Origin of the sequence: Clostridium chromiireducens (genome assembly GCF_002029255.1) — a bacterium.
GTDB lineage: Bacteria > Bacillota > Clostridia > Clostridiales > Clostridiaceae > Clostridium > Clostridium chromiireducens.
In genome coordinates this window covers 71,225-84,384 of the sequence record NZ_MZGT01000018.1, presented here as the reverse complement: position 1 = coordinate 84,384, position 13,160 = coordinate 71,225, and the positions used below count along the sequence as shown (strand labels likewise).

Here is a 13,160-nt window from a genome sequence, read left to right as displayed (position 1 = left end):
CATCAAATATGTAATTATATAGAGTCGGAGACATAGTAATGAAAGTTTTTAGAATAATATGCTTTAAAAAAGGTAGTAAAATTATGAAAATAAGTTTACTACCTTTTTTGAATTTAGAAAAAAATATTTCGATAAGAATAAATTAGTGATATAATCAAAGAAAAAAATGTGTAAAAAAGAACATAATTGTCTATTATTAACTTAAGAATGATTATTATTAAAAATAATGTATGAATATTAAATGTAATGTTAAAAAGTCTTAGTTGGTAGATTATATTGTATAAAGATAAAATAATTGAATAATAAATTCATGAAATCAGTCTAGTAGTTTACTTTATTTTCTTAAGGGAGGATATATGTTTCAAGAGATGTGTGAGGAAGAAGCAAGTTATATTATAGAATCAAAAAAAAGATGTATTGAATTAGGATTAAATCCTGACAGACCTGAAATACCTCAAAATACTATGTCTGAATTAGATTTAGGCAGAAAAAAAGATTTATATGATGAAATTTTAGAAGTTGTAAATTTTTTTAGTAGTAAATTGATAAAATCATTAGAGGGGACTCCAATAATAATAACCATTACGGATCAAAATGGATATTTACTTGATATCATTGGTGATGAAATTATGGTTAAAGCAATATCTCAATTAGGGATCAAGCCAGGCATTCAATTTCGTGAAGAGGAAATGGGAACTAATGTTGTTAGTTTAACGCTAAAGCAGAATCATCCCATACAATTAGTAGGAAGTAACCATTATCATAAATGTTTTCACAATAGCGCATGCTATGGAGTACCATTTCGTTATTCAAATGATGGTAATTTGCTTGGAAGTATATGTATTATGACTGCTGTTATACTTCATAATCCATTTTTTTTGATGACATTAACCACTGTAGTTGATGCTATAGAACGCGAGTTATTACTTAGAAAACAAAACCGTAAGATAAATAGGCAAAAAGAACTATTATATGAATCAGAAAAAAGGCAAAGAGAGCTTTTAGAAAAAGATCTTGTCATGAAGGATGAATTTATAACTCTTATTACTCATGAATTTAAGACACCAATAAATGTGATTTATTCAGCCATTCAATTAATTGAACATATGTATATTAATGATATTCCACAGTCAGTTAAAAATCTAATAGGAAATATAAAAAGAAATACGTTTAGACAGTTGAGGCTCGTAAATAATTTATTAGATATTACTAAGTTAAAATCAGATCAATTCAAACTTAATTTAAAAAACGTAGATCTTGTAGCTATAACAAAATTAATTACAGAATCTATAAAAATATATGCTGATCAAAAGAAAATTAATCTGTATTTTAAGACTAATATAGATAGCATAAATACTGCACTGGATGATGAAAAATATGAGCGTGTAATATTGAATCTTTTATCAAATGCCATAAAGTTTACACCAGAGGGTGGTTCCATAACTGTTCAGGTCAAAGGGAATAATACGGATAAAACAATAGCAATAGCTGTATGTGATACAGGGGTAGGAATTCCAAAAGAAAAACATAAGAAGATTTTTCACAGATTTGGACAAGTTGAAAATAATCTTTCAAGGCAGGCGGAAGGCAGTGGTATTGGGTTAGCTCTTGTGAAGATGTTGGTTATTATACTGGAGGGTAAAATAGAGGTAGATAGTGAAGTTGGCTTGGGTAGCAAGTTTATTATAACATTACCTATTAAAGAAGAAATAGTAGAAGAAGAAAAATATTTATTCCCGGATTCTGATAATAGATTGATAAATGCTATTAATGTAGAATTTTCTGATATTTATTTTTAAGGTTATTATAAAAAATATATATTAACGAGAGATTTTTTAAAGAGTAATTTATTGAGGGTGATAAATTTATGAAGAGTATAGCATCGATTTTAGTATCAAATTTTAGAAAATGGGGTATTGGTCACGTTTTTGGAGTACCTGGCAGGCCACTTGCATCTTTAATTATGGAATTGGATAAACAGGATATAAATTTCATTTTAAATAAACATGAAAGTGGAGCTGGTTATGCTGCTGCAGGCTATTCATTAATAAACAGGAGAATAGGCATAGCTATCGGAACTTCAGGGCCTGGTGGTACAAACTTACTAACTTCTGCTGGACAAGCAAAGGCTTATCATGTGCCAGTGTTATTTATCACTGGACAACAACCTATGCATAGTGCAGGAAAAGCTTTAGGTCAGGATTCCACAATTTTTGGTACTGATTTAGTTAAGATGTTTGAGCCAGTTACTAAATTTAGTGCAAGAATTGAAAGGGCAGATCAGTTTCAAAGATACTTACAGCATGCATTAGAAAAGTCCTATTTTGGGGTTAAGGGGCCGGTTCATCTGTCTATACCAATAGACATACTTGATGAAGAAATTGAAGAATTTGAACTTGATTTGCCTAACAATATCAGTCAATTAATATCTCCAAGATTAGATGAATTCATAGACAAACTTGATATTGCTAAGAAAAGCGTAATTTTAGCGGGGAAAGGTATTCATTCAAGCCTTGCATATGAGGAAGTTAAAAGCTTAGCTGAAATGTGGAGTATACCAGTTATGACTACGCCAGGTGGAAAAGGAACATTTATCGAAAATCATCCATTATCACTTGGTGCGCTAGGGCTAGGTGGAACAGAAAAGTCAAGTGAATACATTAATCAAAATATAGATTTATTGATTGTAATAGGTAGTAAATTATCTGATATGTCTTTAGTCGGTATATCGAAGGAAAACTATCCTAAAGAAGTTATTCAATTTGATTATGACTATACATTTATAGAAAAATCACTGTTAGCACCTACACTACCTATCATTGGTGATATTAAAGCTAACTTACAAGCAGTATTAAGTAAAGTCGAAGATAGAATATCAAATAAATATAATTTACTAGTAGAGAATTATGAATTTAAAGATAATGTTAATGATAATAGAAAGTATCTTTCAGCTGCTAATGCAATGGAAATAATAAGAAAAGAGTTACCGGATGATTCAACTATATTTGGCGATGATGGAAGTCATTCATTTTATGCAATAAGATATTTTAGAATCAGAAAACCAGCCACTTTCTTTTTTGATGATGTATTTGGAGCAATGGGACATGCTATTGGCTATTCAATTGGTGCACAGTTATCAAACCATAATTCAAGAATCATTTGTTTAACGGGTGATGGATGCACTTTTATGCATGGTACTGAAATATCAACAGCAGCAAATTATAATATCCCTGTCACTTTTATAGTGATAAATAATGGAAGATTAGATATGCCAGAAAAAGCTATGCTAAAACTTTTTGGGAAGGAAGTTGGAACTACATATAATGTACCATTGGATGTTAAAAAATTTGGTGAATCTCTAGGTGTAAAATCATATAAATGTCACAATGAATCAACACTAATAGAAGCTTTAGAAATTTCAAATTTACATAATGAAACAATAATAATAGAGGTTGTGGTTGATCCAGGTGAAATACCACCAACTATGAAAAGGGGATAATAAAATGAAAAAGGATTATGAAAATGGAATTAATATTTTAAAGAAGATGACAGATGCAAACGGAGAAGAAATGGTGAAATCAGTAGGTGAAATATTTCCGGATTTTTTGGATAAAATGATTTCTTTTGGTTTTGGGCAAATATATGCAAGACCAAATTTAGATCTAAAAACAAGAGAAGTAGTAACAATAACATCTCTTATAACGCAAGGAGCCTTTGAGCAATTGGAGTTTCATATAAAAGCAGCTATAAAGGCAGGATTAAAAAAAGAAGAAATTTTAGAAATTATTTTACATTGTGCGGCATATGCAGGATTTCCTAAGGCCTGCAGCGCAATAGGTATAGCAGGTGAAATATTTAAAACTATTTAAGTGTATATTATTAATTTATATATGCAATACATTGTGAATTTAAATGTAATTATAGTCATAATGTACCGAAAAATTTATTGATTAGACTGGTAAAATGTGCTATTATGTTAATGTTAGTTACAATTGTTGGCTTAATTGTTAAGTTTCAATAATTGGTTTATAATAAAAGTTAATATTTAATGAGTAAAGAAGTGTAAATAGCAAATCCATTGAAAGGTGGAGACGCAAAGCCATGAGTCTAAAGCAACGTTAATTGCCATGATAGTCAGGTTGCCAAAAATTATGATAGTTTATTCATGGCAGGCAATATCTTTATTGCCTGCTTTTTTTATAATTAAGGAGGATTTATAATAATGAAAAGAGTTCTTATAGTTGATGATGCGGCATTTATGAGAAATGTTTTAAAGACGATACTCGAAAATGGTGGATTCGAAGTGGTTGGTGAAGCACAAAACGGAGCTATCGGAGTAAAAAAATATGAGGAGTTAAATCCTGATCTTGTTACAATGGACATTACAATGCCTGAAATGGATGGAATAAGTGCTTTAAAAGAAATTAAAAAAATTGACTCTAATGCAAAAGTGGTTATGATATCATCAATGGGACAAGAAGCAATGATTCGTGAATCTGTAACAGCTGGAGCTAAGTCGTTCGTAGTAAAACCTTTTAATGAAAATATAGTTATAAAAACGTTAACTAATTTGTTTTAAAGTTGACAAGAAAAAAATAACAATATATAATGGCAATATAGTTTAGTGCGAATAAATAAATTTAATATAAATAAATTTAGACGAAGGAGTCTTATTTCATTATAGTATGAAGTAAGACTTTTTTGCAATTTAATTCATCAAACAATAATTTTACAAAGCTGAAAGTATTATAAATAGTTAAAATACTTTAGATGAAGGGGAATCTAAAATGCGTTTAAAAAAAATTAAATTTCAAAGTATAAGAGTTAAACTGATTATAAGTTTACTAGGAATATGTATAATTCCATTAATTATTCTAGGTTATGGAGCTAATAGGCAAGCTAAAGCAATTCTCAATGAAAAATTGAAAACGACAAGTCAGCAAACACTTTTAGAAGTAAATGATGGAATTAATAATTACTTCAATGGATTTGGAAGTATGGTTACAATGTTGTCGAGTAACTATAATTTTATTAATGCTGATAAAGAAGAACCATACACATTTACGGCGGCTATGTTAAAGAATATAAAAGAAAGCGATAAAGATATTTTCAGTGTGTATTTTGCAACCGCAGATGGAAAATTTGAAATATATCCCAACGAAAAAATGCCATATGGTTATAATCCTAAAGAGAAAGATTGGTATAAGCAAGCTTTAGAAGGTAATCATAAAGTTATAATAACTCTACCATTTCAAGATGCGCAAACAGGTAAAAGTGTTGTGGCTATAGCAAAAGCAGTTGAAAGAGATGGAAATGTAATAGGTGTTTGCGCAATGAGCGTTTCCTTGGATACTATTCTAGAAAAAATAGGAACAAAGAAGATAGGAAATACAGGATACATATTTATTTCTGATATTGAAGGAAAAAAGATGATAATTAACCCTAATAAAGATTTAATTGGGACTGATTATGCCTCTAAGCAATCATTTTGGAATGCTGCAAAAACTCAAGATACAGGCTTTGTGGCTTATGAAGAGAATAATACAAAGATGTTTGGAGTTTACGAAACCAATAAGGCTACAGGTTGGAAATTAGTAGCTACATTAGATGAAAAAGAAATAATAAATGATACAAATTCAATACTTATTACGACAGAGATTATAGTTTTAGTAATAATTATAATTTCAATAGCACTATCCATATTCTTAAGTAAAGGAATAGCAGAAAATATTAAAAAGTTGAGGGAAGTATTTGAAAAAGCTTCAAAGGGAGATTTAACAGTGTCGATTGTGGCATCTACTAAAGATGAATTTATGGATTTAGCAAACTCCTTTAATGAGATGATAAAAAATATATCAAATCTTATAGAAAATGTTACAAATTCATCAAAAATTGTATTAGAAACTTCATCAAATCTAGCTGGCATGTCAGAGGAAGTAACAGCTTCCATAGGAGAAGTATCAAGAGCAATAGAAGATATATCACACGGAGCAACAAATCAAGCACAAAATGCTCAAAATGGTGCTTTAGAGATGAACGACCTATCAGATAGATTAGATAAAATTAGTGAAAGCTCTGATGAAATGGGTAAACTTTCTGGAACAACTAAGGGATTAGGTGCTAAAGGATTATTAATGATTGATACGCTAATAGAAAAATCACATAAGACTAAAACTGCTACGTTAGAAGTTAATGAGATAGTTAAAGATGTGAATGAAAGTACTAAAATAATAAATATCATATCTGAAAGTATATCGCAAATAACGGAACAAACCAATCTGTTAGCATTAAATGCAAGTATAGAATCTGCGCGTGCAGGTGAGGCGGGTAAGGGCTTTGCGGTGGTAGCGGAAGAAATAAGAAAACTTGCTGAAGAATCGAAGAAATCAACAGAAGAGATAAAGAAGATTATAATTAAAGTACAAGAAAAATCAGATGCAGCTGTAACAGCTATTAAAGCTACAGAAGAAGTAGTAATAGCGCAGGATTTAGCAGTTAGTAATACACAAGAAATATTTAGTGAAATTCTTAGTTCAATTGAAGTTATGATTGATAAAGTTGAAGAGATAAATGCATCTATATCTGAAATTGACAAAAAGAAACAGAGAGTAGTATCAGAAGTTGAAAACATTTCATATATCTCACAAGAAACTGCATCTGCATCAGAGGAAGTAACTGCGTCAACTGAAGAAATAAGTGCTGCGATGGATAGATTTAACAATTATTCAGATGAACTCCAATTATTAGCATTAAGGTTAGATTCTGAACTAGAAAGATTTAATATAAATTAGGGATATTAATATTTTTATATTATTAAGTCAGAATAAATTTCATATTAATATACAACATAACACTAAATATATAATTTTTTTAATTATATAAAGTGGAGGTTATTATAAATGAATATATTGAGAAAAGTGATTGCATTGATTCTAATCATGCTAACCATCCTCATATTAATGAACACCATACAAGTTAAAACATTTGCAAATTCAAATTTTAATAATATAAGAAGAATAAATGTTGCAGTAATATTCCATAGAATTAATGATCCATATATGGTGAGAATTAGAGAAAGTTTAGAAGATATCGGAAAAGCCCCTAATAATAATGTTAATTATACTTTTTTTGATTCAAAAAACAATATAGCTATACAAAATGAACTATTAGATTCAGCTCTTCAAAAAAACTTTGATCTATTTATATTAAATCTAGCAGATAAAAGAGAAAATTTCGTTGAAGAAGTTATCTTAAGAGTGAAGCAAAAAGGTATTCCTTTAATACTAATGAATATTTCTCCTGATGTGGTCTCAAAAATTTCTGCTCTCTATGATAAGGATGTGTTTATAATTCCAGATTCCAAGCAGGCGGGTATTGCTCAGGGAAAAATTATTGTTGATTTATGGAAAAAAGATAAGAATGTAATAGATAAAAATAACGATAACATTTTGCAATATGTTTTGTTACAAGGACCGCCTGATGACCCACAAGCAATCGAAAGATCTAAATATGCAATATCAACAATCAATGATTCAGGAATAACGACTCAAGAATTAACTTTAGTAAATGGGAATTGGTTAAGAGATTTGGCGAATAGTTCAATTAATAACTTATTTCTCAAATATAGCGATAGAATTGAAGCAATAATTTCAAACAATGATGCAATGGCTATTGGAGCTATAGATGCACTACAAAAATATGGATATAATAAGGGAGATAAATCAAAAAATATAACAGTTGTAGGAATTGATGCTTTGCCAGAAGCCATTGAATTAATTGATAGAGGTTTTATGACGGGGACAGTTGCACAAGATCCTAAAGTTGTAGCTAAAATGTTATATACTGTTGGGAGGAATATTATTAATAATTTAAATCCCACAGAAAACACAAAGTACAAGAATGTTAATGGAGAAATTTTAGTTCCTTATCCATACGATACATATACAGGTAAGTCAAATCATCCATAAATGTTAGGTTGATTTCCAGCTGGTTTTTTATTTTTTATGGTTTGTTAGCTTATGAATAGAAATTCTAAAAGTAGTAAATACTAGTAGAGAGGTGAGAAAAATGACAAACTATAAATTTATTTTAAATAATGATGACAATGCATCATCTAATGTATCAAATACATCAATGCCAGCAAAAAATAGAAAAAGGCATAAACCAGTAAGAGGTATCCCAAGAACAAATTTATCTTAAATGGTATAATCAAATAAAAGTTTATGGTACAGCGTATATTATGTATAACGCTGTACTTTTCATTATTAATCATTCTAAAATAAAAATTATTATTGATATATAGAGATTACTTTTAATATCTTATGCTTTAAAATATTATTACTTTTTTCCATTTATAAATAAATATCTGAAAACTCTACATTTAGCGCGTTAACTAATCTGCAACCTTCATCAAGGAACGAATCACTCTTTTCATCATCCACATCCTGATTAAAAGGCAGACTTATTTTAAAAGTACTTCCATGTCCTGGTTCACTGACTAATGCTATTTTTCCATTTAAAGCATCAACTAATTTTTTTACAAGAGACAAACCAATTCCCGTTCCTTCGGCTTGTCTAGATAAATTACTATCAACTTGGCCAAATCTTTCAAATATAAGTTTATGTTTATCTTTTGGAATACCAAGCCCAGTATCGGATACCTCTATTATGATCATGTTTGATTCTTTGTCATCATGAAGATTGATAGTAACCACACCACCTTCATTTGTAAATTTTATTGCATTTGAAAGTAGATTTAAAATAATTCTTTCAAGTTTTTCATCATCAGTGGGGATTTTTTTACATTTTATGTCGCATTTAAAGAGTAATTGAATTTTTTTTTGATCGGAATATAATCTTACAGACTGAGAAATCTGTCTTGTTAAAGATACAATATCTATATTTTTTATGTGCAACTTAAGCCTTCCAGAGTTTAATCTCGTAATATCTAACAAATTATTTACAAGCCGCAATTGCCTAAAAGTATTTTGTTTAATATTTTTAATCAAGTCTTTAACTTTATCGGGAACATCGTCAATATATACATATTCAATCAACTGAATTGCTGAATAAATTACATTCAGGGGAGTTTTAAATTCATGAGAAATTAATGATATAAACTCATCCTTCATAGAGAGTACTTTTTCAATTGCTTCAATTTTTTCTTTTTCAGCTTTAATTATTAGTTGTTGTTCGTGTTCTATTTTATTAGATTTTCGAATAAGATGTGTTACATTATGGGCTACAATTATCCCATACTGAAAATTACCGCTATTATCAAAAATAGGTATGGCACTAAAATCAAGATAAACTTTAGAGTTTTTACTCTTAATAATTATTCGTTGCTCTTTTATTGTCTCACCTTTTAGAACTTTATATGATGGTAAATCTTTAAGGGTTAATTTTTTATTACTACGATCGTAATATTTTTGATTATTTTGTAATGTATCACCAACCTTATTAATAGCTGCTATACAGTAGTTTTTTTCTAAGCTGTTAGTTAGAGCCTTATTCTTCTTTACGTAATTACCATTTTTATCTACTACTCCAACTGCATCATGCATATTATCAAATATTATTTCCAATTCCTTTTTTTGATTATCTATAAGTTTGCTGTTTTCTATCAATTCTGTGATGTTATGAACTACAAAGACACCTGTTTCGAATTGCCCGTTATCATCAAAAATAGGTATTGCATTACAACATAGGTAATATTCTTTATTATTATGCACATACTTAAGTTTTTGACCTTTAACTTTGACGCCGTTTAATAATCTAAAAAAACATAAATCACTTATTGGGATTGGTTCTCCAGATAAATTATAATATTTACCAACCTTAGTAGAATCACCAACATATCTATTGTCATTTAGTCCTAGCAATTCTGTCATTTTTTTATTTTGTTTTATATACTTTCCATCTTTATCAACTATAGAAATTACATCTTCAACACTTTCAATAATGCTTTCGAGCTGTTTCTTTTTTCTGTGTATATGTTTCCTGCTTAATACGCGTTCAGTTACGTTTTCAAGCATAGACATAATATATTTAACTTCACCATTTTCGGAAATTGGAGTGATAGTATTATCCCAGTAAAGATTATGGTCTAGAAGGCATCCTGGTGCTTCAGTATAATATTTTGGTTTGTTATTTTGAATAATATTTTTTATTATTTCTGGAACATTACTTTTTTCGTAATTATTCATAAATTCATTAGCACATTTACCATAAATAGCAGACTTTTGATTAAAAGGCTTAGGCATATAATCTAAGTATTTTTGATTCGCTTTAATAAGTCTTAAATCATTTGCTGTGTAAATTCCTATTCCTATATTATTATCATTTATTAGGCTATCAATAAAAAGCAGCTTATCATCTAGCCGCGAATTTTCTATTTCGGTAAAAATATAAATATTAGTATAAGGATATGTAATTTTTTTAACTTTAACAAATCTTACATCAAAACTTTTAGTGAATAGAATAGTTTCTATTTCTGTATCTGTTATATTAATTTTATTATTATTTCTAAATAATTTATCTAGAATTTCATTTGTATTTTTTTCAAATAATTCGTTCTTAGTAAATTGTGTTAGTGCCAAGAAGTCATTATTAACATCTAATATAACGCCATTTATCTCCTTTAAAAAAGGTTTTTGATTATAGTTAAGTAAATCATTATTCAAGATACACGCCCCCAAAATATAAAATAACTTTTTACTAAAATTTTAGTATGAAAATATAATAACATATATAAGTATAATTTTATATATTTTTACAAAATGTCAGAATATTCCCAATAAAAAAGATTTGTTAAAAACAAATTAGGACAAATTATCCATATCAGAAAGTGCAATTAATACAAAAACTTTGCTAGGTATAATAAATTTGAACAAGCAGATACTAAAAATGGTTGCATTAGATTTATCAAAAAGTAAATAACGAAGTACTATTGAGTATTGAAATTTTATTTCGCGTTGGAAAAGAATATGTAAAAGAAAAAGAAAGGAGAGCTATAATGGAAGAGATGAAAGTTAAAATAGAAATAGGTTTGAATCTGGAAAACAGCTATGTTAATCTACCAAAGATATTTTATGATGAACAAAATCCGACGCCGGTTGATTCACCCAAATTAGTTATTTTGAATAATCCTCTTGTAAAATATTTGGGATTAGATGTTGAGTCTTTAAAAAATAATGAGATTATAGAGATGTTTGCAGGAAATAGTATGCCCGAAGGAGCAAATCCTATTGCTCAAGCTTACGCAGGTCATCAGTTCGGTCATTTCACTATGTTAGGAGATGGAAGAGCTATACTGCTTGGTGAGCAGATTACACCCAAAGGTGAAAGATTTGATATTCAACTAAAAGGTCCTGGTAGAACTCGTTACTCTAGAGGTGGTGATGGGAGAGCGGCCCTTGGACCAATGCTTCGAGAATATATTATAAGTGAAGCAATGCATGCATTGGGTATTCCAACAACCCGAAGTCTTGCTGTTGTAACAACAGGTGAGTCAGTGATTCGTGAAAATATATTGCCAGGTGCTATTTTAACACGTATTGCATCTAGTCATATTCGTGTTGGTACATTCCAATACGCTGGAGAGTATTGTTCGCATGAGGAACTTAAGGCATTAGCTGATTACACACTAAAGAGACATTTTACTGATAACAATGCATCTGAAAATCGTTATCTATTCCTACTTAAAGAAGTAATCAAGCGTCAGGCTTCTTTGATTGCAAAATGGATGCACGTTGGTTTTGTACATGGAGTGATGAATACAGATAATATGACTATAAGTGGAGAAAGCATAGATTATGGTCCTTGTGCGTTTATGGATACTTATGACCCTGCAACAGTATTTAGTTCCATTGATAGGCAAGGTCGTTATGCTTATGGAAATCAGCCATATATTGCTGGGTGGAATCTAACTAGATTTGCTGAAACACTACTACCACTGCTAGATAATAATGAAGATAAAGCTGTTGAAATTGCACAAAGTGCAATATCAGATTTTACAGATTTGTATCGAAGTTATTGGTTATCTGGAATGAGATCAAAACTAGGTATATTTAATGAAGAAACAGAGGATCAAGAACTTGCTCTAGAACTTCTTAATATTATGAAGGAAAACGAAGCTGACTATACAAATACTTTCATAGCATTAACTTTTGATAAACTATCAGATATGGAGTTATTTAGTACTGATGAATTTAAAAGTTGGTATAAGAAATGGCAAAATAGATTAGATAGGCAGCAGGAATCAAGGGACTCTTCATATGAGTTGATGAGGAACTCTAATCCAGCGGTAATACCGAGAAATCATAGAGTAGAAGAAGCTCTTGAGGCTGCCAATAAAGGGGATTATAGCGTGCTGGAAAGACTTCTTGATGTTATTTCAAAGCCTTATGCACATTTACCAGAACAGAAGGAGTACGCAATACTTCCTAAGAAAAATTGCACTTATAGAACTTTCTGTGGTACCTAATATTATAATTTATATGTAGAAATTAATATTACATTTAGATGGAAATTAAAGAAAGATTTATAAAACTGCCAAGCTAATTGTTTCGCATTTAATTAGAATAAATCATGATAATGTTTATAGAAATGCAAATATAACAAAGCAAAAATTAACATATAAATAATTCGGCACGTTTACATTTACAATGTTGGTAAAACTATGTTATAATGTAAAAGATATTTTGGTGATTGAAAAGGAGAGATTCGATGTCGAGAAATTATAAATGGGTAAAAGTTATGAAAAAATCAGCTATTTTTTTAATGGCTTTAAGCATTTATCTAGTCACAGATATTACTTTTTCAAGTAATGCCGTTAAAGCAGATACATCTAGTTATGAACTTTTTTGTTCATCTACAGCATATACAGCAGGTGCCGGAAGCCTAACAGCTAGTGGAAGAACAGTAGAAAGAAATCCCAATGGTATAAGCACAGTTTCTGTTGATCCAAGTGTGATCCCGTTAGGTACATACCTATATATCGAAGGATATGGATATGCAGTAGCTGCAGATAGTGGAAGCGCCATAAAAGGAAATGAAGTTGATGTGTATTTTTCTAGTTCGAATGAATGTAACAATTGGGGGAGACAAAATGTTAAAGTAACAGTGTTAGCTGCGGTGTCTAGCCATTAAATAATATATTA

At 29.7% G+C, this 13,160-nt stretch carries 10 protein-coding genes and 1 riboswitch; of the genes, 9 read left to right on the top strand and 1 reads right to left on the bottom strand.

Annotated elements, in window-relative coordinates:
• Positions 1–356: 356 nt before the first annotated feature.
• The 7 genes from CLCHR_RS08425 (at position 357) to CLCHR_RS25435 (ending at position 8,199) form a co-directional block, all read left to right on the top strand.
• Positions 357–1,799, top strand: a complete 1,443-nt coding sequence (locus CLCHR_RS08425) for an ATP-binding protein (RefSeq protein ID WP_079439263.1) — start codon at positions 357–359, stop codon at positions 1,797–1,799.
• 68 nt (positions 1,800–1,867) lie between these two features.
• Positions 1,868–3,499 (top strand): thiamine pyrophosphate-binding protein, encoded by a 1,632-nt coding sequence (locus CLCHR_RS08420; protein WP_079439262.1) that lies wholly within the window; start codon positions 1,868–1,870, stop codon positions 3,497–3,499.
• A 4-nt stretch (positions 3,500–3,503) separates the two neighbouring features.
• Positions 3,504–3,869: a carboxymuconolactone decarboxylase family protein gene (locus tag CLCHR_RS08415; RefSeq protein WP_079439261.1), complete on the top strand. Its 366-nt coding sequence runs from the start codon at positions 3,504–3,506 to the stop codon at positions 3,867–3,869.
• A gap of 189 nt (positions 3,870–4,058) precedes the next feature.
• Positions 4,059–4,147, top strand: a riboswitch (cyclic di-GMP riboswitch).
• A gap of 75 nt (positions 4,148–4,222) precedes the next feature.
• Entirely contained in the window at positions 4,223–4,579 is a 357-nt protein-coding gene (locus CLCHR_RS08410) for a response regulator (protein ID WP_079439260.1), read from the top strand.
• A gap of 208 nt (positions 4,580–4,787) precedes the next feature.
• The gene (locus CLCHR_RS08405; protein ID WP_079439259.1) at positions 4,788–6,791 is read left to right on the top strand and encodes a methyl-accepting chemotaxis protein; all 2,004 of its coding nucleotides are present in this window, start codon (positions 4,788–4,790) and stop codon (positions 6,789–6,791) included.
• A gap of 108 nt (positions 6,792–6,899) precedes the next feature.
• Complete coding sequence (locus CLCHR_RS08400; RefSeq protein ID WP_079439258.1) at positions 6,900–7,967, top strand: galactose ABC transporter substrate-binding protein; 1,068 nt, start codon at positions 6,900–6,902, stop codon at positions 7,965–7,967.
• A gap of 100 nt (positions 7,968–8,067) precedes the next feature.
• Positions 8,068–8,199 (top strand): hypothetical protein, encoded by a 132-nt coding sequence (locus CLCHR_RS25435; protein ID WP_278336992.1) that lies wholly within the window; start codon positions 8,068–8,070, stop codon positions 8,197–8,199.
• A gap of 152 nt (positions 8,200–8,351) precedes the next feature.
• On the opposite strand, the gene CLCHR_RS08395 is transcribed toward CLCHR_RS25435, so the two are convergent.
• Positions 8,352–10,682: a PAS domain-containing sensor histidine kinase gene (locus CLCHR_RS08395; protein ID WP_079439257.1), complete on the bottom strand. Its 2,331-nt coding sequence runs from the start codon at positions 10,680–10,682 to the stop codon at positions 8,352–8,354.
• Between the two features lie 332 nt (positions 10,683–11,014).
• Between CLCHR_RS08395 and CLCHR_RS08390 the strand changes: the two genes are divergently transcribed.
• Together CLCHR_RS08390 and CLCHR_RS08385 are read left to right on the top strand one after the other, a co-directional pair.
• Complete coding sequence (locus CLCHR_RS08390; protein ID WP_079439256.1) at positions 11,015–12,484, top strand: protein adenylyltransferase SelO; 1,470 nt, start codon at positions 11,015–11,017, stop codon at positions 12,482–12,484.
• 242 nt (positions 12,485–12,726) lie between these two features.
• On the top strand, positions 12,727–13,149 hold the full coding sequence (locus CLCHR_RS08385) for a 3D domain-containing protein (RefSeq protein ID WP_079439255.1): 423 nt from the start codon (positions 12,727–12,729) through the stop codon (positions 13,147–13,149).
• Positions 13,150–13,160: the final 11 nt, after the last annotated feature.